Raw genomic sequence first — 20,697 nt, 5'->3', positions numbered from 1 at the left:
TGTTTTTACTTCTTTATTGAAACAATTTCCATACCTTTTTGAGCCAGCAGATATTGCAAACTCATCCGGAATGTAGTAAATGCCTGAATCTTACCAAATCCTGAGACATTAGACAGAATTAAATTTTGTGCGAAAGCCGGTGAAAAACCTACAAAGATTGTTTCAGTGCCCATCAGTCTCAGCACATTGATCAACTCATCAATTTTTTCACTTAACAGCTCATATCCCATATTTTCTTCAATAGCGAGTGTGCTGATGTCAGTAAAATCAATGACTACTGTATTCACTATATTGTCCCCGATTGTTTTAACGATTTTATCTTGGACATGCATAAAACGCTCAACAGAAAGCGCTCCAGTCAGTGGAACTAAAATTGTTTCCGGTACAATGGAAGGAATAATCGGTGCAGATAAATCTTCAATCAGTTTTTCATATAGTTTTATCTTATCTTTCAACTCGTTGATCTCTGCTGTTTGACTTTTTTCATCAATCGTCATAGTGCTCCACCTTTTCTTATCATATCCTGTGTTCGAGTGTTTTATTGTTTAAGTATACCATATGAATTGTAATTACAAGTATGTAAAGATAGGTCGGTGACCATTATATAACAGTCTATGCCAGTATTTCATAACCATTTGGAAGTTAGTTTTCCACTCTGACATGATCTATTATTCTTAACGACTAACAAGTGATCGGCCAGCAACTTTTAACACATTACTACGTCAGTTCAATGAGCATATTGAAGAAGGAGTTCGATACGATTGTCAATTATTCTACTGGCGGGTTTTTTAATTTTGATGCTATTATTATTATTTAAATCCTTGCTGCTGCGTTTGGTTCCGGATGACAATCTGATGACACGAAGTCTGTCTAAAGTTGTCTGGTTCCAACATGCAGGATGGAGCGGGTTGTTTTTATTTTTACTGAACGCATTACTTTTTGGAATAGCCGGACTATCACTATACGGAACTACATACTTATCGGTTCCATTTCTCCATCTCGTCATCATGCTTTTAGCTGTAATCGCCAGTTTGTATTGTTGGATTTCAATCGGACATGCGGATATTAAGGACAGAAAAGGACGTTTGTTTATGGCGGTGCTTGGCAGCAGTTTCTACTTTTTGCTGTGCAGCGGCTGCGTCTACCGCATGCTTACATTGTCTGCTGACAGTCCGGAGCAGGACCAATTTATGGCTTTCATCGGCTTACTCATGATCAGCATCGTTACACTGACAGCCTGGATCGCCTGCCTTATAATTACTGCCGGCAATCGCAGAACTGCAGAATCCCCTTTGCAATAACGGAAAAAACTACTGCGGTCATGTTATGGATTGCAATATATACTGCCTGCACGGCTATTTTGTCGAATAAAACCTGGTAAGCGCTTTCATCTTCTTGATATCAGTTGAATACAATTGATCAAGGAGGGATTTTATGAAACTGGCAAGAAATATCATCATCGCTCTCGTTGCAGGTGTTTTCGTCGGTCTGATCTTGAATCTCTTTGCACCCGGTCTATTTTTAAAAGCTGATGCATTTATATTTAAGCCATTAGGTACAATCTTCTTGAATCTCATGAAAATGCTCGTGGTACCAGTCGTCTTTATCTCGATTGCACTTGGAACGATTGGCATCGGTGATCCAAAAAAGCTGGGTCGAATTGGAGGAAAGACCATTGGTTTCTTCCTCATCACGACTGCCATAGCGCTTGTGATCGCCCTTTCGCTTGGACTGCTGTTTAAGCCTGGAGCAAGCGGTAATTTCGAGACTTCCACTGCCGTTTATGAAGCACAGGAAGCCCCGCCGATTGCAGACACTTTATTAGGCATTATCCCGACAAACCCTATCACAGCCATGGCTGAAGGCAATATGCTTCAGATTATATTCTTTGCAGCACTGGTAGGTTTCGGTATTGCCATGCTCGGCAAGAAAGTCGGAAAAGTGAAAGTTTTATTCGAGCAAGCCAATGAATTGATCATGTACCTGATCACCTTCGTAATGAAATTTGCGCCATACGGGGCGTTTGGCTTGATCGCTTCCGCTATCGGCAGTCAGGGTTTCGACGCACTCAGGGCCATGGGCATGTATATGGGCGTTGTCCTCGGCGGTCTGTTCATTCATTCTATTCTGATATACGGCGGTGCCGTCGCGCTGCTCGGAAAACGCAGCCCTGTCTGGTTCTTTAAGAATTTCTTTCCTGCACAAGTGGTCGCTTTCAGTACATCGAGTTCAGCTGCGACACTTCCTATTTCATTAAAAACGGCTCAGGAAAAGTTGAAGGTGCCGGAGTCCATTAGTTCATTCACACAGTCGCTCGGTGCCACGATCAATATGGACGGCACTGCAATAATGCAGGGGGCAGCCGTTATTTTTATCGCGCAGGCCTACAGCATCGATTTGTCGACGGGACAGTTGCTGATCGTTATCCTGACTGCAGTGCTTGCAAGCATCGGAACAGCTGCTGTGCCGGGGGCGGGGCTTATTATGCTGGCCATGGTACTGACAGCTGTCGGTCTTCCGGTGGAAGGAATTGCATTAGTTTTGGGAGTTGACCGCCTGCTTGATATGGTGCGCACAGCCGTAAATATTACAGGCGACGCGGCATGTGCAGTTTGCGTAGCACAATCGGAAGGGGTGCTTGGGGAGCCGGACAATAACGGAGCAAAAATGATGTAATAACAGGAAAACGTAAGCATAAAACCCCTTCTTCTAAAACATTAGAGGAAGGGGTTTTCAGAGTGTTTATGGGAATGCAGTAACGTTAGATGGTCCTCCTAGCAGTTCAAAACCGTCTATGAAAACCTGGTATCTTATTGCGATGAGGAGTTTTCTTTTTCCTCGATCGGGACTGCACGATACACAATAAACGAAAGGATAACTGCTACAATTGACATCGCAAATGCAATAAAGTATACCAATTCTACACCTGATACTAAGGCCAGACTTATCGCAGCAGGATCATCCGGCGCCGCTGATTGCTGAAGTACATGCAGTTGGCGTGCATTCATGATACTAATGAAGACAGATACCCCAATTGCGCCTGCAACTGGCTGAAGCGTAGACATAACGGCTGTGCCGTGCGGATAGAGCCGTTTCGGTAGCTGGTTCAGTCCGTTCGTTTCGGCGGGCATCATGATAGCAGAAACTGACAGCATGATTAAGATATAGCCGACGACAACGACCCATACCGGTGTATTCACCGTTAATTGACTCATCATAAACATCGTGCCGCTTAAGACTAACGTTGCCGGAATCATCAGCACACGCGGCCCAAACTTATCGAATAGTGAACCCATGAAAGGCGACATAATTCCATTTAAGATACTGCCGGGAAGCAGCACCAATCCTGCAGTTGCTGCCGTCAATGCAAGAGGTCCCTGCATATAGATGGGCAAGATGATTTCTGATGCGAACATGGCCATGATAATGATCAAAAACATGAATACCGCATGTGTAAACATTGGGTAACGGAATACGCGCAGATCCATTATCGGCTCTTCCAGCTTCAGTTGTCTCCAGGCGAACAATGCGATACCCACAACACCTAGGCTGATCAGCAGCCAGACGCTGGGCGTTTGAAAACCATCTGCACTTTCCCCTACTGAACTGAATCCATAAACGATGGAGCCAAACCCGATGGTAGAAAGAATTAATGAAATAAAATCAATTTTCGGCTTCGTTACTTCAGATACATTAATCAAAAATCTGTAGCCAAACGCAATGGAAAACAGCGCGAATGGAATCACCATAATAAACAAATAACGCCAGCCCAGATACTCTACAATCACACCTGACAGCGTCGGCCCGATAGCAGGAGCAAACATAATGACAAGTCCGATAATCCCCATGATTTTACCTCTTCGATGAGGCGGATAAATCAATAAAAATACATTGAATATGATCGGCATTAAAAGTCCTGTTCCGACTGCTTGAATCAACCGTCCGGTCAATAAAATCGAAAAAGTAGGCGCACTGGCACAAATGACCGTGCCCACCGTAAATACAACCATTGTGCTAAGAAATAATTGACGTGTCGTGAACCACTGCAAAAGCAGTGCTGAAATGGGAATCACAATCGCCATGACCAGCAAAAAGCCAGTGGCCATCCACTGCACCGTTGCCAATGAAATGGCAAACTGATCCATTAGCGTTACCAGCGCAATATTCAATAATGTTTCATTCAATATAGCAAAAAATGCTCCGATAATCAGCGATAACATGATGGGCATTACTTTAACATTCGGGTTATCCACTAAGTATTCGTACTGTTTCTGTTCCAATTAAAAACCTCTTTCATATAAGGGGGTACACACCCAAAAATGTCCAGACATTGTAAGTATGTCAGCTTCGTTATTATACAGTGGATTGCCTGATACATTCCACTATTCAAGAATACTCTGCAAGAAATCAATTTCATGCAAATAACGTAGATTGATTGACATTGTATAGTGAATATCAAATAATAATAGGTAAACGTTTTCAAATAAATCCATACATCATCACAGAACTCTGTCCGGCACATCAAATACTTTGAGAACTGTTCCATCAAAACCACACAGGATTCGTTCTCTCTAAGGAGCAATACGTATGGCTTTCACAAGTTTAGATCAGCTGATAAAGCTTGCTGAACAGGAGCAGACATTTATCTATGAAGTAATGATCCAGTCTGAATTGAAGCAAAAAGGACTGTCGAGAGAAACAATTATCAATAAAATGTCGGAGCAATTTACAGTCATGGAAGAAGCTGTACGCAAGGGCACAGCAAGCTCTGTCATGTCACGAACCGGACTGACAGGCGGAGACGGTCACCGCCTGCATGACTATGCAGAAAAAGGACAGTCTTTTGTACATCCCACAACTTTACACACCGCGGCCAACGCATTTGCAGTATCAGAAGTAAACGCCAATATGGGACGAATTGTCGCCACACCGACTGCCGGATCCGCGGGTATACTCCCTGCCGTTCTGGTTCACGCGCTTGATAGCGGCAAATTCACGCGGGAGCAGATCGTCTTGTCCATGTTCACCGCTTCCGCACTCGGCCTTGTCATCGCAAACAGAGCATCGATTTCAGGCGCCGCCGGAGGATGTCAGGCGGAAGTGGGATCTGCCACCGCAATGGCTGCAGGAACTTTGGTGGAACTTGCAGGCGGAACTCCGCAGCAGGTCGGCCACGCCATCGGCATTGCCCTGAAAAATTCATTGGGACTGGTCTGTGATCCAGTCGCCGGGCTGGTGGAAATTCCCTGTATTATTCGCAACGGCCTGCACGCAATTACCGCACAAGCTGCAGCAGACATGGCAATGGCCGGTGTTGTCAGCATCATTCCGCCTGACGAAGTCATCCATGTTATGCATGAAGTAGGGCAGCAAATGCCTGAATCACTGCGTGAAACAGGTATTGGCGGACTTGCAGGCACACCTACTGGCAAAAGACTGAAGGAAGAAGTGTTCGGGAAAAACCAAAGTGGAGCAGAAGAAAACAGCAGCGGCCCCGCAAAATACCACAGCGCCTATGAAATTATCGGCCCTGTGATGATCGGCCCTTCAAGTTCGCATACAGCAGGTGCTGTCCGAATCGGAAATGTTGCTAACCAATTGCTGAATGAACAACCTCTGTTCGCGAAGTTCTCCTTGATGGGCTCTTTTGCGAAAACATATCAGGGTCATGGCACCGACTTGGCACTCCTTGCCGGCGTAATGGGGTTTACGACAACGGATGATAGAATTCCAGATGCAAAAGAGTGTGCAGAAGAGACAGGCTTGCAGTATGAATTCACAAACCGTGTACTCGGCAGCTATCATCCGAACTCTGTGCTTGTCGAATTAAAAGGACAGACCCGCAAAGTTAAAGTTCTCGCCAGTTCATTGGGCGGCGGTAAAATCGAAGTGCAGGAACTGAATGACTACCCGCTGAAGTTTTCCGGCGAACGCCCTGCACTCATCATCTTTCACACTGACAAAAAAGGCGTTATCGCGGATCTGTTGGGCATCCTTTCGAAAAAAGGAATTAATATTGCCCGCATGGCGAATGAACGGTTTGCGATTGGCGGCCCTGCCATCACCATCTGTGAGATTGATACTCAGGTCGGCGAAGAGATGCTGGCTGAACTGAAACGAGATGTTCCGATTATTGATGATATTCTACTCGTTGAAACAGAATAGGATAGCAGGCAAAAATCAGGTCATGAGACAATTCTGCATTGTTCTCTTGACCTGATTTTTATTTACTGTAAATCCAGTTCTTTCAGCAACTCACGAACTTCATCCGTTGAATTGGTATCCATTAACTGATTTCTTAATTCAGCGGCTCCCCTGAAACCTTTTACATAGATCTTGAAAAAGCGCCGAAGCGGCTTAAACAGTCGCGGTTCCAGTTCTGTTGAATATTTATCGTGGAGATCCAGATGCAGGCGCAAAAGATCTAGCAGTTCTTCACTGCTGTGCTCTTTCTTTTCCTTTTCAAAAGCAAAAGGATTAGTAAAGACGCCCCGAGCAATCATCACGCCATCCACTCCGTATTTCTCGACAAGCTCCATTCCGGTTTGGCGATCAGGAATATCTCCGTTAATTGTCAATAACGTATCTGGCGCTATTTCATCACGAAGTTTCTTAATCTCCGGAATCAGCTCCCAATGCGCATCAGCATGGCTCATTTCCTTGCGGGTACGCAAATGAATCGATAAGTTGGCAATATCCTGCTTCAATACGTGTGTCAGCCATTCGCGCCATTCGTCTACATCCGAATAACCGAGACGTGTCTTGACACTGACAGGCAGCCCTCCCGCTTTTGAGGCCTGAATGATGGCTGCAGCGGTTTCGGGATGACGGATCAATCCGCTCCCCCTTCCTTTCGTTGCCACATTGGGAACAGGACAGCCCATATTGACATCCAGCCCTTTAAAGCCCATTTCCGCCATTCCAATACTCATTTCACGGAAGTGCTCGGGCTTGTCCCCCCAGATATGTGCGACAATCGGCTGTTCATCTTCTGTAAACGCCAGACGTCCGCGCAGACTGAAGATCCCTTCTGGATGACAGAAACTTTCCGTATTCGTAAATTCTGTGAAAAACACGTCAGGCCTTGCCGCTTCCGCCACAACATGACGAAACACGACATCCGTGACATCTTCCATTGGTGCTAATATAAAAAACGGACGCGGTAAATCGCGCCAAAAGTTATTACTCATTGGTTACTTTCATTCCTCTCATAGTAACTTGCATCTGCAACTAAAAAATTCGATTCTCTGCTCAGTAAGTACCTGATGCAGATGCCAGTAATACTATTATACAAAAAGAACGCCGGCATATTCCACTATCTCGGAAATTTGCCGGCATTTTGATATTGAAAAGATTCTTCTATAGCAATTGCGTCTTTATTTTTTCCCCCACTTATCCTTGAAAATCAAATCCTCCAAGGCTCTTCTTTTCTCCCACTTGGCAGTCTCCAAAATAGGGGCTGCCGGATAATTCTCTGTGTAGCCAATAGATAAAAGCGCAACCGGCTCAACATGAGGCGGTATTTCCAAGATATCCCGGACATCATTCTTTTTATAAAAACTCACCCATCCCATAGCAAGTCCTTCCGCACATGCTGCCAGCCACATATTTTGGATGGCGCAGGCAGTTGAAAGAATGTCCGTTTCAGGAATGGAGTTACGCCCCAGCACATGCGAACCGCCGCGCGTTGGATCGCATGTTACGCAAATAGTAATAGGCGCCTCCTGTAAACCCTGGACTTTCAAACCGAGGAATTTCGTCTCTTTTTCTCCTTCATCTTCGTAATGAATAGCAAGCGCCCGTCTTTCCTTTTCCGCAGCCCATGCTAATTTTTCTTTCGTCTCTCCGGATGAAACGACGATAAAATTCCAAGGCTGCATAAATCCGACTGAAGGTGCCTGATGTGCTGCATTCAATATGTTATGTATCACGTCCTGAGAAATTGGCGCCGGTAAAAAACTCCGCACATCTCTCCTATTATAAATCACCTTATAAACCGCATTTTTTTCTTCGTTTGAAAACATGGGCTATCTCTCCTTAGTATGTTGATAGAAATTACTTTCTTGAATAATGGGTCTGCACCAAAATCGGTTCTTGAAAACTTGCCATGTAAGTAGTATAAAAATCATGCTGCAGTTAAAACCCGCTTCGGCGCTGGGGGGATTGCCTTACGCTATGAGCCTACTGGCAAAGAGCATGCCAGCAGTCTCACAGCAATGGCCGACCCCGCAGTTGCGCCTTCGCTGGTGTGGGGAATGTATTTCATGCTGCTTTTTGGCAGAGTACGAGTCTGGTAGCTTGTTTGCTAGGCTACGCAATTGTATAGATTATGAGGATCTGAACCTTTGCAGAATGATAAGTAGTGCATGAAACACTTCACCTATCGTAATAATCTCGAATATTATGCTCATACTGCATTTCCACGCAAAAAGTATTGAAAAACAAGCCAGTGTACCGGAGTGGAAGGCGGCGACTCTGGGAGGATCAGCCCGACAGGTGAGACGACTTGCGGGAGCTTGCGACCAAGTCGGCTCACCGCGGGCCCTCCAGAACGCGTCCGCCTGGAACGCAGGGGAACGGTCTCCTACCCACTCACCATCCTATACTGCGTAATCCCAGAAAATCTCAAACTGCTCATGAAATAGACTGTCAAGAACAGATTTTGGCGTAGACTCTGAATAATCATTGTGAAAATGAGAAGTTCCATTTACTCTTCCAATGAAACTCTGCAAGTTATGTCTACTATACTACAAACACCCACTGAACATTCACCTTTTCTAGTTCGATTGGCTGGGATCATGCTGAAGATGAGAGGTTGCTGCCGGATCTTAGCAGATACGTTTTATGTTATGATAGAAAGAAAATTTTCTACAGTGGAGGATATTATGAAGAAAGTTGCTGTAATACAAGACCTGTCATCGTTTGGAAAATGTTCATTGACTGCCGCTATTCCTGTTTTATCTGTAATGGGCGTGCAAGCCTGTCCTTTGCCTACAGCGATCTTATCTGCCCAAACGGAATATCCCAGCTATTTCTGTGATGATATGACAGCCAATATGCCTTCTTTCATTCAGGAATGGGATAAACTGAACGAACATTTCGACGGGATACAGACTGGTTTCATTACAGGAAAAGAACAGATTACACACATTCTAAACTTCTTAGATTTATTTCATAAAAAAGACACTGTATTGCTGGTGGATCCGGTAATGGGGGATATAGGAAATGCCTATAATAACTTTGATGAGGAGTTATTGGAGCGCATGAAGAGTCTTGTAAAGCACGCAAATGTCATTACACCCAATTTAACAGAGTGCTGTCTCCTGACCGGTATATCGTATAATAAACTTCATCGCTATTCAGATGAAAAGGACTTTTTTCAGGCCATTCAAGAAGCCGGAGTGCAGCTGTGTCAGGAAACTGGCGCGCAAGTCATCATTACAGGAATAAATCCGCCTTCCCGATCTTCCAATGAATCAATCGGCAATATGTACATAGACGGAAAACAATCTGTATATAGTTCCGTTTCATTTAACAATAAAAGCTATTCCGGCACAGGTGATTTATTTGCATCCGTCATCATGGGCTGTCTGATGCGCGGCGAGACCATTGCGCAGGCAATTCCACTGGCGGAAACTTTTTTAACAGCAGCTATTCAGGATACATACCTGGCAAATACCCCTGCTGTGGAAGGAGTTAATTTCGAGAAATTTTTAAGATTGCTATTGTAAGTGTAGTCAATTTGAATTCTATTAAGTAGCTGTCTTAAGCGTAATTATGCTGAGGACAGCTTTTTCTAACGGAACACACAGTGCAACGCGCGAAAAACACCCCTGAACGCACCAATAACTCCCACAAACGAGCCAACGAGCACGTCAACCGAACCAATAACTTGCTGCGCCGCTCCAAACCAGGTCTTATACGCACCAAACCCATAATTCACCGCACCATTAAACTTCAACACTTCTCACTGGAATATCAGTCCACACAAAAAGACCGTTCATAAGTCAAAATGAATGTGACTTATGAACAGCCCTCTTTACTTCAATATTATTATACTCGCCGAACGACTATTTCGTTCTCTACAACCTCTACGCTGACCTTCTCAACAGAATCCTCTTCTAAAAGCAGGTCTGTCAATGGGTCTTCAATTTTATCCTGAATGACTCTTCGAAGCGGACGCGCACCGAAACGGCTGTCATATCCCAATGAAACCAAAGCTTGTTTAGCTTCCACAGTAATATGGATGTCGATTTGATTTTCCTCGATAGCTTCCTGAAGATCTTCAAGCATCAAGTCCACGATCACTAGCAAGTCTTCTTCTGCCAGTTCATTGAAAGCCACAATCGAATCAAAGCGGTTCAAGAATTCCGGCTTGAAGTAATCACCCAGCGTTTCAAGCATCGCTACAGACTCATGTTCGGCTTTATTGAAACCGACAGTCATTTTCTTCACACCAGTACCCGCGTTGCTTGTCATGATAATAACCGTATCTTTAAAGCTGACAGTGCGGCCGTGAGAATCAGTCAATCTGCCGTCTTCCATGATCTGCAGGAACATATTCTGCACATCAGGATGCGCTTTTTCAATTTCATCCAGGAGCAGAATAGAATACGGATTGCGTCGGATTTGTTCTGTCAGCTGTCCAGCTTCTTCATGGCCGACATATCCTGGAGGTGAACCAATAATCTTGGAAACCGCGTGTTTTTCCATGTACTCACTCATATCCAGTCGAATTAGTGAATCCCGGGAACCGAATAACTCTTCCGCCAGCACTTTCGTGATTTCTGTTTTACCGACGCCGGTAGGGCCTACGAACAGGAACGAACCAATCGGACGGTCTTTGGATTTCAGACCTGCGCGGCTGCGGCGGATTGCTTTGGCAATTTTATCGACCGCTTCAGCCTGTCCAACTACTTTTTTGCTGAGGTTTTCAGCAAGACCTTTCATTTTGGCCTGTTCTGCAGTTTGCAGTTTCGTAACGGGAATACCTGTTTTCTCTTCAACAATCTGTGCAATATCTGCAACAGTAACGATCGTCTGTGCTGTTCCTCCATTTTGTCTGGCAGCATTTATTTTTTCTTTCAGCTGCATCTCTTCCTGATGTAAAGTGGCTGCTTTCTCGTAATTTTCCTGCTCTGCCGCTTGCTCTTTCTGCTGAACAACTTCCTGCAGACGGGTAGACATGAAGTCAGAAGATACGTGCGTAAGATTCAAGCGCGCACCTGCTTCATCGAGCAAGTCGATTGCTTTATCCGGCAGGAAACGATCCTGTATATAACGCTCGGACAAGCTTACACAAGCCTGTACCACTTCATCCGGATAAGACACTTCATGGAAACTTTCATAACGATCTTTAATGCCGTTCAATATTTTGATTGTATCTTCAGCAGACGGTTCTTTTACGATAATCGGCTGGAACCGGCGTTCAAGTGCCGCATCTTTTTCAATCTGACGGTACTCTTTTAACGTTGTCGCCCCAATCAGCTGCAGGCTTCCGCGGGCCAGTGCAGGTTTTAAAATGTTCCCTGCATCCATCTGAGAACCTTCTGCCGTTCCTGCTCCTACAAGCAAGTGAATTTCGTCCACGAACAGCAAGACTTCATCCCGAGATTCGAGCTCTTCGATCAGCTGCTTCATCCGTTCTTCAAATTGACCGCGAATTCCTGTATTGGTAACAAGTGATGCCACATCCAGCACATACACTTCTTTATTACGCAGCTTGGCCGGTACATCACCTTCATGAATCTTCACCGCGAGTCCTTCAGCAATAGCTGTTTTACCGACGCCCGGTTCCCCGATCAATACGGGATTATTTTTATTTCTTCTATTTAATGTCTCAATTACTCGTTTAATTTCTGTCTCCCGGCCAATAACCGGATCAATCAATCCATCTCTTGCATCATTCGATAGGTTTTTACCCAACTGATCCAGCAAGCCAGGTGCACGGCCTTCTGCTTCTTCTCTGACTTGAACATGGCCTTTCTTGCCGCCATTTTCTTGGAAGAAGTGGCTGACTTCGTTGCTGAATGAAGGCATATGACCGGCAGCCAATTGACCCCGCATCTCTTGATAGCACGCTTGGCAAATATGCACCTGCATCGCATGCTGATTAATTTGAAGTCTAAAACTCATTGCTGCTTCGTTCTTTCCGCAATGTTGACATTTCATAGTTGGCTCCCCCTTGTAAGTTCATTTTGAACGGTCAAGTCAGGATTACTGACATTGACTATCTTTGATCTATACCCATATTTTACTCTGACGTACTTTGACCTTCAACCATTATGCTTGTCTAATTACGAACGGCTCACCATATTTTTATAAGAACCCAAGTCATATAAAGGTTTTTATTATGAAAGGTTGGATAAACTGAATGTATAGGAGGGATTCCAATGAATCTGGTCATCGAGTGGAGTTATCGATCGAAGAAAGGCACAGAAACGTTCTTCCGTTCTGAAGAAATGCCTGCAGCACAGGCCTTGCTGATTGCAGAGGATCTTGATAAAACCGGACGTACAAAACACATACAATTCTTGGATCAGTACGACAGTTCCTGGACGCTGAAGGAATTGAAAAGTTATGTAAAGGGAATTGAAACAGAACCGCATAATATCATTGTATATTTTGACGGAGGATTTGATTGGGAAACAAAGATGGCGGGGCTTGGCTGTGTTATCTATTACGAACAGAATGGAAAATCATTTAGATTAAGAAGGAATTTAGCCATCAAGGGCCTCATCTCCAATAACGAAGCGGAATATGCGGCACTTCATCTCTGCCTGCAGGAACTTGAGATTCTTGGAGCACACCACTTACCCATCAAGGTGCTAGGCGATTCCAAAGTTGTCATCAATCATTTAAATGAGGAATGGCCGGTGATTGAAGAGAGCCTGTACAGCTGGGCAAATAAAATTGAGGATAAGATGAGGGCTATGGGGTTTCAGCCTCAATATGAACACGTGTCGAGGAAGACGAACAGTGAAGCAGACCGGCTTGCGGCACAGGCGCTGGCTAATGTAGAAGTACTGGCTATTGTGGAGAGAGCTTAGTAAAAAAAGGGGTGGGTTGACATGACTGCTAAACATACTGACGCAGTTTCCCCCCTTACTCTTGCCGGCCAAACGAGATTTGATTCCGACCGTTATTTTTTGAAGAATACAATGCCTGATCTGCTCTCGATTGCAGGGAAATCTCTGTATCTCCCGGTAATTTGACCGCGATTCCAATACTGATCGTAATATTGTATGTGTTCCAGTCAGCATGTTCTACGCGGAAACGGATCCTTTCGGCAATTCTCAAGGCTTCCGTTTTACTGCAGTGAGGAAGGATAAACGCAAATTCTTCGCCGCCATACCTGGCCGCGACATCTTCTTTTCCAGACTCTTCTTTTAATAACAATGCCAATTTCCTCAATACATTATCGCCTGTCAAATGTCCAAATGTATCATTTATATTTTTAAAAAAGTCAATATCTATCAACAAGAAAGCGAGCTGAATAGAGCGCTTATCCAGATCCGTGAAATAAGAAGACAGCCTGTCCTGTAAAAAGCGCCGATTACTGAGCCCTGTCAGTCCGTCCGTGATGGCCAGATCCATAAGTGTTTTATTTAACGTTAATAACTCATTCTGCTTAAATTCTAGTTCACGCCGCAAATCGTCCAGTTCGGCTATTTGCTTCCTTTTCATCAAATTGCGTGATTCAGTTTCCCTTTTGGCTGCTAGTATTGACTGTTCATATTCAAATCGATTCTTCATTGGCAGACATGCGCAATCGTTGAATACTTCCCCCTCCCGTTCATTACGCAGAGCGTTCAGAAGTACAGAAATATTCTGTCCGTCTTTGGTCATGAACGTAAAGAACATCTCTTCCACTTTATTCTGCAGACGGATCATTGGAAAAAAGTAAAGCTGGTAAAAGGATCGACTCGCACTTGGCAAAATCTGATGGATATGCTGTCCTTCCAATTCATGAAGGCTGTATCCGAGTAAACGAAGCATCGTCTCGTTGATTTCCACAATAAATCCACTGTCATTAAGCGTCAGATAACCGCACGGAGCAAAATTAAGCTGTTTATCCATTCGTCACTGTGTTCTGATACGCTGCTGTCAAATAATTGCTGATCAACCGTACCGTCTCCTCTGGATGACTCATGTGAGGACAATGACCTGTAGAATCCATTATATTCAGCGTGCTGTTCGGGAGATGATGGTGCATATACTCCCCTACTTCAATCGGCGCAATACTGTCATCGGAACATTGAAGAATCAATGACGGCACGGTAACTTTTCGAACGTCATCCCGATGATCCGAGAAGAATGCTGCAATTGCAAACTGGCGGGCAACAACCGGATCTGTAGAACAGAAATTATCCTCTAATTGCTGCGAAAGTTCGGGACGGTCAGGATTTTTCATTATGACTTGCGACAGATAATTCGCCCAGCCGATATAATTCATCTCCATCATCTGAATCAAACCATCTTAGTCTTCTTTTTCAAACCCACCATAGTAGTCCGGGACTTCATTCAAATAATAAGGTGACGGACCTATCATAATAAGATGTTCAAATAACCCGGGCTTTTGAATGGCAGCCAGCATACCGATCATACTGCCAACTGAATGTCCGATAAATACTGCATCTTTCACTTCCAGCGCAGCGCACACATCGAGAACATCCTGCGCATATCCATGAAGATCGCTGTACTTATCCGCATCATATGCCTGGTAATCAGACTGGCCGGATCCGACATAATCGAATAACACCACACGAAAACGTTCTTCAAAATAAGGAGCAGTCAGATTCCAGACATTCAGGTCACAACCGAATCCAGGTGCGAACAGAATCGTCTTCTCACCATTCCCCGATACCTTGACGTTATTGCGAAAGAGGATATTTTGATTCATAATAAAGCCTCCACTTTAATTATATATATACAAAGTAATTTATATTTTTTCAAATCCAATTAGTTCATTAATCCTAAATAAAGTATATAATAATTAACGGTTTCTTTCAATTACAGTGCATGCCGCTAACACAGTTTACCTGCAGCATCTTTAATATATTATTGCAGTTTCTTTTGATAGACATGAATTTCACAGGGCACAGCCAGCATTGGAACCAATTGAGGAAAGGAAGCTTCCATTGTTTCCATATATGCCTTTTGATAGCCAAGCCGCATATACCATTGTCGCAAACCTTCTTTTACTTCATGCAAACCTTGTTGAGGCACCAGCAATTCCAGCTGCATGTAAAAGAAATCTTTTTCTTTAAATTCCTCTTCAACAAACTGAATTAACTTCCGGCCAATACCAGCTCCCTGACATGCATCGTCCACAGCCAGCATACCGAATTCCGCTGTATCCTCACTCATCTGACATACACGTATGCATCCGACAATCTGCCCATTTGTCCAAGCCGCAGCTACCTCTCCGTTGCCTATGTACTCTGCCACTTCTGTCGTTGTGATGCGGGCGGCACCATCTTTCCATAACCCTTTTTCAGATGCCGCATACACACGGTTCACGATTTTCGTGATATGTTCTACATCCACCGTGTTGGCGCCGGCATCAACCGGTAACATTCCTATTTCTATCGCCTGCTTCATTAGCGGGACCCCTTCCAACAATAACATTATTTCACTTGATGTTCTTCTCTGAATTATACAATTTATTTTAACATATAGGACTGTTTTTGAAACATTTTGTTAGTTTAAATGCTTACTAGACATTGAGTATGGGAGAAATCAGTTATCAATAAGGATTTTTCAAAAAAAATAAGCATCGTCTGCAAGCGATGCCTTCCCATAACACTATACTGACTGCTTTTAAGTGGGTAAATCAATCCGTATACTATTTCATTTCTCTATAAATGTTGCGCGCTTTTCTTTCAGCTTGCTCCTTGCTCTTATCAAAGACTGTAATCAACTTATTTCCAAAAATAAAATTCCACTGTTTTGACAACGTCGTTCACCTCCCTTTACATAGCTTTCTATTTGATCTATACCTGTTTATCTGAACTGTTAAACCAGCTGGCAGACTTACCGGTTCTTCCTGTATTTTTCACTTTCTATAATTACTTCACGCTGCCTGCTATTCAAGACGATTTCATGAACTTTTCACACGTATTCTTTACAATTCTTTATAGCAGGTTTACAATTTCTACATATTATATGGTTATAGTATTCAATAGGACGTTAAAAGTGACCATATAAAAAGGAGAGATTTCATGACAGGATATATGACACAGCCAGTGAACCGGATTTTCAGCAGTACTTGCACAGAACAGGTTCATAGTTTGCGGGTGATGTCATTCAATATCGCACACGGGATGGGAATGGATGGACGAGTAGATCTTCGCCGTACGGCAGAGGTAATCGAAAATTCCGGTGCTGATATAATAGGATTACAGGAAGTGGACAATCACTTTTCCGAGCGCAGTGGATTTACCAATCAAGTTGCCGATCTGGCCAGATGGCTGGGAATGAATTATAGTTACGGAGCAAATGTAATTGAACCTCCATTGCTTCCCGGACTGCCGGCCAGGCAGTATGGCAATGCACTGCTCAGCAGATTTCCGATTAAATATACAAAGAATCACCTTTATACCAAAGCCTCTTCATTCTCGGAAGACCCCGAACTAAGAGGATTGCTTGAATCTACGATCGATCTCGGCGGAACGTTTCTTAGTTTTTTCAATACACATTTATCGCTTGGGGAAAAAGAGCAGCGGGAGAACTTAAAACAATTATTGGCTATTACCAATGACTCCGTATTCCCTGCTGTAATTACAGGGGATTTTAACTTATCACCTGAGCACCCCCAATTAAGCGAGTTCAGAAAAGCTTATACAGACTCATTCAGCAGGACGGGTATGGAAACCGCTTATACATTTCCTGCTTATTATGAAGATGTCCGATCAGCTGTAACGGCTATTCCTGCATCCAGAATCGACTATATTTTTACTGATCAAAGCACCATTATTGAAAAAACTGAGGTACTGGAAACATCGGCTGCCGACCACCTGCCCATTATTGCCGATCTTCTGGTATAGAAACACTGTAGACGCAGTAAAAGGCACAGTTCCTCACAGGATCTGTACCTTTTTTAAATTACTCGGCAAGAAGCAGTTTTACATCGCCGACACCAAGATCAATTTTCAAATTAATTTGGACAGCAGAATGACCATACGCTTCATTCACATAGACGCCTTTACCCTTCGAAATGAAATCTTTTGCTCCAATGCTGCCGATTCCCTTTGAAACAGTCACTTTCACTCCGGTTTCTTTTGGCAAATGAATTTCCGCATCGCTTACCCCTAAGTCAATTTCTCCGTCAAAGCTCTCCTTCCATCCTCCGCCCAGCTTGATTGTCGTATCACTTACTCCCGCATCGACTGATAAGCGGCTGAGCCTGATACCTGACAAGTTCAATTCCGAATCGGAGACTCCCATTTCGACATCCAGGTTCACGGGTACTTCATTTGTCAGTTGGAGGTGCCAATCATTTCGATTTTTCCGCAAAGCTGAAATCCCTTTCATCTTCTGCTGAATCTCGAGATATCCAATCGTTTTTTTATTCTTGTAGGTTACCGATGGATACCACTTTTTCACATTTGTATCGACGGTACCGTTCACCCACTCCTGCGAACCGCCCTCAATCAAAAGATTGCCGGCGCCAAAGCGAATATCTACATCCAGAGACTTTGCCACGTCCTTTTCAATAGACAAATCACCCGCCATCTGATCCGATTTTAACAAGCCGTACGCCCAGGAGCCAACCATCCACATAAGTCCGGCGGCCACAATAATAATCATAATTTTTCGCATCCCAGCACCCCTTTTCCCCTATTATAAGCGAATCCCGGTAAAGTTGAGTCCATCGAATGAATGAACTGCGCATCAGACTAAAGACTGAGCGATTCAGTATACGCGGGACGAAGGCTGAAATATGTATCACTGCACTATCGACGGTTTTCTACTAATAAAAAAGCAACGGGGCTGGGACATAAGTAGAAATTTCAATGTAATTAATGAAAAGATTAAAAATAAAACCGCGTGAAACCAAGGCTCTTGTAACTTGGCTTCACACGGTTTTTGTATTTTATTGAGTTTCGTCCCAGCCTCTTGCTTTTTTGTTTACAATTTCGTATCAATTTCTTCAGCTGTTACTTTCTTGCGTCTCAGAAAGAGACCGAGCACGGCTCCAAAAATCGCGATATACACCATGACCTGGAAAGTGTCCGCAAATGAATGGGCACCGATTTCAGCCGCCGCCTGTTTCATGACTTCCGATGAAGGAGTGACGGAACTCTGTCCGGCTGCTGCCGCCTTGAATTCATTTGAGAATTTTGTTGTATAACCGGTCAGGATGGTCACAAGTGTGGCGACTGATAGTGAATTGACGACTTGCTGCATGGAGTTCGTCAGTGATGTCACACGGCTGACGAGATGCTGCGGCGCCATGTTGAACAAGTGAGTGTTCATCGGCATTGTCATCAGCCCCATACCGGCCCCCGCCATGATCAACGGCAAGATAAGATCTTTACCGGTTGTCGCGGCGTCAACGTTTGCATACTGCATCGTTGCGCCTGATACCAGACCAAGACCGACCACAACCAGCCAGCGGGCACCAATGCGGTCAAATAAATAGCCGGCAATCGGCATAATCGCCATCGAAGCAAGTGCCTGGGGCAACAGAATCATTCCTGTATCAAAAGCACCGAATCCGCGTACCTGCTGTAAAAACTGCGGCAGCAAGAATATGGCACCGAATAAAGCAAACTGACCGACCCACTGCACAATAATACCGAGAGAAAAATCAACTGAACGGAAGATTTTCAGCTCCAGCAGCGGTGTTTTGCACGTCAGTTCGCGAATGATGAACGCAATGAGCGCAATTCCGCCAATCACCAGGCCGGCAATTGTTTTCGTTGAAGTCCAGCTCGTACTGCCTTCAATCACGCCGAATGATAAACCCGCAAAGGCAATCGGTGCAAGTATAATTCCTAACTTATCAATTCCAGCAACTGTTTGACGTTCGACAACAGGCAGGGTCTTATGCCCGATGTAAATGGCGATGAGCCCCACGAAAACATTAATGACAAAAATCCATCTCCATGAATGAAATTCCACAAGCCACCCTGCAAGGACAGGACCGATAGCAGGGGCAAATAAAACTGGAATCCCCATCAATGCCATTACTGTGCCGACTTTTTGCACAGGACTCAAATGATAAACGTAAGCCATGGCAATAGGAAGCACGCATCCTCCGCCGAGACCCTGCAATATACGGAACGCAATGAGCAGTCCAACGTTCTGCGGGAATATACACAGGATCGAAGCAAACGTGAACAGTCCGATGGAACTCAGGAAAATCAGTTTTGCTCCATATCTATCTGAAAGCCAGCCTGCAAGCGGAATGACGGATGCCTGGGCAAGCATGTATCCTGTGACTGTCCACTGAATAGTGGCGAAGTCTGTATTCAGGTCTTCCAGCAAAGTAGTCAGTGCCACGTTCATTGATGTGCTGTTGAGCACCACCATGAATACCCCTGAAATAATGGCAAGCAACGGAACGAGGATATTCTTTAAACGAAAATTATTTGGTTCAATTTGTGCTGCTCCCATTCTCTCATACTCCTTTTTCGTAAGGGGTTTGACCAGAATCAAACCCTATTGTTATACTAACAGGGGACAATTGTCCTCCAGAAAATATAATATCGGACAACTGTCCTGTATGTCAATTAAAAAGAGATGATTTATAAAAATAGAAGGAGCGGTTTTTAATGCCCAAATCAAAAGATCAGAAAGATTACGATACCTTGATACGTTCCGTTTCTCATGAGCTGTTTGAAGAGCACGGCGTGGAAAACGTATCGATGCATCAGATCGCCAAGAAGGCTGCCATTGGACAGGCAACACTCTACAGGCGCTATGCGAATAAAGGAGAGTTATGCATGGCGATCCTCAGCAGCGATACGGCAGCGTTTTTGCATGAGCTGGATCTGTTTATGGAGAAATCGCGTGAGGAAGAATTGCCTGCACTAGATGTATTAAGCGGGGTGATTGAAAAAGCCGCACAATATATTTGCAGCAAGGCCAAAATTCTAGTCATTGTAAAAAATGAGTACGGCCGCAATCTTCTTCTGCTGCAGTATAATCATCCGGTATTTATGCATCTGCAAGAAATTATCGAATCCATCTATGTCAAAGCAATGAATGAAAATGAAATTATTCCTATCGACGTCCCGCTGGTCACTCAGTTACTCATCGCTGCTTTAAACCCCGATCTTTTTCTGCATAAGCAATCAGAGGAAGATTTTGACGAAGCGGCTATGATTGACGGCATAAAACTGCTTTATGTAGAACGGCTGAAGAAGTAGAGTTATTGGCACCCTGATTAAAATGAAAGAGACTTAAACAACCGCGACTGTTTCAGCATCCACGATTGTTTAAGTCTTTATCATTTCTCGGCAGAAGACTCCCTCTTCAATCGTGTGAAGGGCAAAACCTAACGATAAGTGGGAGATGAATGCCGGTTGGCGATAGCCAAAGGGATTCTAACTGTGATAGAATAGGAACATATATTCCTATATGAAGTGAGGTGAAAACAATGCTAGTCAACAAAGCCTATAAGTTTCGTATCTATCCAACCAAGGAACAGGCAGTCCTCATCGCTAAAACCATTGGATGTAGTCGTTT

Annotated in this window: 17 protein-coding genes and 1 pseudogene; 8 read left to right on the top strand and 10 right to left on the bottom strand. The window is 44.1% G+C overall.

Features of this window, described 5'->3' with window-relative positions; genetic code table 11:
- Positions 1–5: 5 nt before the first annotated feature.
- Complete coding sequence (locus GDZ68_RS13495; protein WP_153722835.1) at positions 6–497, bottom strand: STAS domain-containing protein; 492 nt, start codon at positions 495–497, stop codon at positions 6–8.
- Between the two features lie 264 nt (positions 498–761).
- Between GDZ68_RS13495 and GDZ68_RS13490 the strand changes: the two genes are divergently transcribed.
- Both GDZ68_RS13490 and GDZ68_RS13485 read left to right on the top strand, forming a co-directional pair.
- On the top strand, positions 762–1,301 hold the full coding sequence (locus tag GDZ68_RS13490; protein WP_153722834.1) for a hypothetical protein: 540 nt from the start codon (positions 762–764) through the stop codon (positions 1,299–1,301).
- A gap of 133 nt (positions 1,302–1,434) precedes the next feature.
- On the top strand, positions 1,435–2,676 hold the full coding sequence (locus tag GDZ68_RS13485) for a dicarboxylate/amino acid:cation symporter (RefSeq protein ID WP_153722833.1): 1,242 nt from the start codon (positions 1,435–1,437) through the stop codon (positions 2,674–2,676).
- A 134-nt stretch (positions 2,677–2,810) separates the two neighbouring features.
- Here GDZ68_RS13485 and GDZ68_RS13480 read toward each other — a convergent pair whose 3' ends face one another.
- Positions 2,811–4,229 carry an MDR family MFS transporter gene (locus GDZ68_RS13480; RefSeq protein WP_228551114.1) on the bottom strand — a complete coding sequence of 473 codons (1,419 nt, stop codon included), beginning with the start codon at positions 4,227–4,229 and terminating at the stop codon, positions 2,811–2,813.
- 358 nt (positions 4,230–4,587) lie between these two features.
- Between GDZ68_RS13480 and sdaAA the strand changes: the two genes are divergently transcribed.
- A complete protein-coding gene (sdaAA, locus tag GDZ68_RS18360) occupies positions 4,588–6,165 on the top strand; it encodes an L-serine ammonia-lyase, iron-sulfur-dependent, subunit alpha (RefSeq protein ID WP_153722831.1) in 1,578 nt (525 codons plus the stop codon).
- Positions 6,166–6,227: 62 nt separating this feature from the next.
- Here the strand turns inward: sdaAA and GDZ68_RS13470 are convergent, their stop codons facing one another.
- Positions 6,228–7,190 (bottom strand): tRNA dihydrouridine synthase, encoded by a 963-nt coding sequence (locus tag GDZ68_RS13470; RefSeq protein WP_153722830.1) that lies wholly within the window; start codon positions 7,188–7,190, stop codon positions 6,228–6,230.
- Positions 7,191–7,376: 186 nt separating this feature from the next.
- On the bottom strand, positions 7,377–8,024 hold the full coding sequence (bluB, locus tag GDZ68_RS13465; protein ID WP_153722829.1) for a 5,6-dimethylbenzimidazole synthase: 648 nt from the start codon (positions 8,022–8,024) through the stop codon (positions 7,377–7,379).
- A gap of 861 nt (positions 8,025–8,885) precedes the next feature.
- Here bluB and GDZ68_RS13460 point away from each other — a divergent pair.
- The gene (locus tag GDZ68_RS13460) at positions 8,886–9,731 is read left to right on the top strand and encodes a pyridoxamine kinase (protein WP_153722828.1); all 846 of its coding nucleotides are present in this window, start codon (positions 8,886–8,888) and stop codon (positions 9,729–9,731) included.
- A 322-nt stretch (positions 9,732–10,053) separates the two neighbouring features.
- On the opposite strand, the gene GDZ68_RS13455 is transcribed toward GDZ68_RS13460, so the two are convergent.
- On the bottom strand, positions 10,054–12,171 hold the full coding sequence (locus GDZ68_RS13455) for an ATP-dependent Clp protease ATP-binding subunit (RefSeq protein ID WP_153722827.1): 2,118 nt from the start codon (positions 12,169–12,171) through the stop codon (positions 10,054–10,056).
- Positions 12,172–12,392: 221 nt separating this feature from the next.
- Between GDZ68_RS13455 and GDZ68_RS13450 the strand changes: the two genes are divergently transcribed.
- Positions 12,393–13,049 carry a reverse transcriptase-like protein gene (locus tag GDZ68_RS13450; protein ID WP_153722826.1) on the top strand — a complete coding sequence of 219 codons (657 nt, stop codon included), beginning with the start codon at positions 12,393–12,395 and terminating at the stop codon, positions 13,047–13,049.
- Between the two features lie 55 nt (positions 13,050–13,104).
- On the opposite strand, the gene GDZ68_RS13445 is transcribed toward GDZ68_RS13450, so the two are convergent.
- The 3 genes and pseudogenes from GDZ68_RS13445 to GDZ68_RS13435 form a co-directional block, all read right to left on the bottom strand.
- Positions 13,105–14,079 carry a GGDEF domain-containing protein gene (locus GDZ68_RS13445; protein WP_153722825.1) on the bottom strand — a complete coding sequence of 325 codons (975 nt, stop codon included), beginning with the start codon at positions 14,077–14,079 and terminating at the stop codon, positions 13,105–13,107.
- Positions 14,072–14,902: pseudogene (locus GDZ68_RS13440) on the bottom strand (alpha/beta fold hydrolase). The gene GDZ68_RS13445 and the pseudogene GDZ68_RS13440 overlap by 8 nt, the downstream one beginning before the upstream one ends.
- 158 nt (positions 14,903–15,060) lie before the next feature.
- Positions 15,061–15,603, bottom strand: a complete 543-nt coding sequence (locus GDZ68_RS13435) for a GNAT family N-acetyltransferase (protein ID WP_194841168.1) — start codon at positions 15,601–15,603, stop codon at positions 15,061–15,063.
- Positions 15,604–16,223: 620 nt separating this feature from the next.
- On the opposite strand from GDZ68_RS13435, the gene GDZ68_RS13430 reads away from it, so the two are divergent.
- Positions 16,224–17,048 (top strand): endonuclease/exonuclease/phosphatase family protein, encoded by an 825-nt coding sequence (locus GDZ68_RS13430; RefSeq protein WP_153722823.1) that lies wholly within the window; start codon positions 16,224–16,226, stop codon positions 17,046–17,048.
- 58 nt (positions 17,049–17,106) lie between these two features.
- Here the strand turns inward: GDZ68_RS13430 and GDZ68_RS13425 are convergent, their stop codons facing one another.
- Positions 17,107–17,823: a toast rack family protein gene (locus GDZ68_RS13425; protein WP_153722822.1), complete on the bottom strand. Its 717-nt coding sequence runs from the start codon at positions 17,821–17,823 to the stop codon at positions 17,107–17,109.
- A 309-nt stretch (positions 17,824–18,132) separates the two neighbouring features.
- Complete coding sequence (locus GDZ68_RS13420; protein ID WP_153722821.1) at positions 18,133–19,623, bottom strand: DHA2 family efflux MFS transporter permease subunit; 1,491 nt, start codon at positions 19,621–19,623, stop codon at positions 18,133–18,135.
- 158 nt (positions 19,624–19,781) lie between these two features.
- Here GDZ68_RS13420 and GDZ68_RS13415 point away from each other — a divergent pair, with 158 nt between their 5' ends.
- Together GDZ68_RS13415 and GDZ68_RS13410 are read left to right on the top strand one after the other, a co-directional pair.
- Positions 19,782–20,378 carry a TetR/AcrR family transcriptional regulator gene (locus GDZ68_RS13415; protein ID WP_153722820.1) on the top strand — a complete coding sequence of 199 codons (597 nt, stop codon included), beginning with the start codon at positions 19,782–19,784 and terminating at the stop codon, positions 20,376–20,378.
- Positions 20,379–20,608: 230 nt separating this feature from the next.
- A partial coding sequence (locus GDZ68_RS13410; RefSeq protein WP_153722902.1) for a helix-turn-helix domain-containing protein occupies positions 20,609–20,697 on the top strand: 89 nt, incomplete at its 3' end.

The sequence above is a fragment of the Sporosarcina cascadiensis genome (genome assembly GCF_009650995.1).
Classification (GTDB): Bacteria; Bacillota; Bacilli; order Bacillales_A; family Planococcaceae; genus Sporosarcina; species Sporosarcina cascadiensis.
This window is presented reverse-complemented; position numbering and strand designations above follow the sequence as displayed.

Coding starts and splice junctions, on each gene's coding strand:
- GDZ68_RS13495 (WP_153722835.1), bottom strand. CDS start 497: ATGACGATTGATGAAAAAAGTCAAACAGCAGAGATCAACGAGTTGAAA.
- GDZ68_RS13485 (WP_153722833.1), top strand. CDS start 1,435: ATGAAACTGGCAAGAAATATCATCATCGCTCTCGTTGCAGGTGTTTTC.
- GDZ68_RS13480 (WP_228551114.1), bottom strand. CDS start 4,229: ATGCCCATCATGTTATCGCTGATTATCGGAGCATTTTTTGCTATATTG.
- sdaAA (WP_153722831.1), top strand. CDS start 4,588: ATGGCTTTCACAAGTTTAGATCAGCTGATAAAGCTTGCTGAACAGGAG.
- GDZ68_RS13470 (WP_153722830.1), bottom strand. CDS start 7,190: ATGAGTAATAACTTTTGGCGCGATTTACCGCGTCCGTTTTTTATATTA.
- bluB (WP_153722829.1), bottom strand. CDS start 8,024: ATGTTTTCAAACGAAGAAAAAAATGCGGTTTATAAGGTGATTTATAAT.
- GDZ68_RS13460 (WP_153722828.1), top strand. CDS start 8,886: ATGAAGAAAGTTGCTGTAATACAAGACCTGTCATCGTTTGGAAAATGT.
- GDZ68_RS13455 (WP_153722827.1), bottom strand. CDS start 12,171: ATGAAATGTCAACATTGCGGAAAGAACGAAGCAGCAATGAGTTTTAGA.
- GDZ68_RS13450 (WP_153722826.1), top strand. CDS start 12,393: ATGAATCTGGTCATCGAGTGGAGTTATCGATCGAAGAAAGGCACAGAA.
- GDZ68_RS13445 (WP_153722825.1), bottom strand. CDS start 14,079: ATGGATAAACAGCTTAATTTTGCTCCGTGCGGTTATCTGACGCTTAAT.
- GDZ68_RS13435 (WP_194841168.1), bottom strand. CDS start 15,603: ATGAAGCAGGCGATAGAAATAGGAATGTTACCGGTTGATGCCGGCGCC.
- GDZ68_RS13430 (WP_153722823.1), top strand. CDS start 16,224: ATGACAGGATATATGACACAGCCAGTGAACCGGATTTTCAGCAGTACT.
- GDZ68_RS13425 (WP_153722822.1), bottom strand. CDS start 17,823: ATGCGAAAAATTATGATTATTATTGTGGCCGCCGGACTTATGTGGATG.
- GDZ68_RS13420 (WP_153722821.1), bottom strand. CDS start 19,623: ATGGGAGCAGCACAAATTGAACCAAATAATTTTCGTTTAAAGAATATC.
- GDZ68_RS13415 (WP_153722820.1), top strand. CDS start 19,782: ATGCCCAAATCAAAAGATCAGAAAGATTACGATACCTTGATACGTTCC.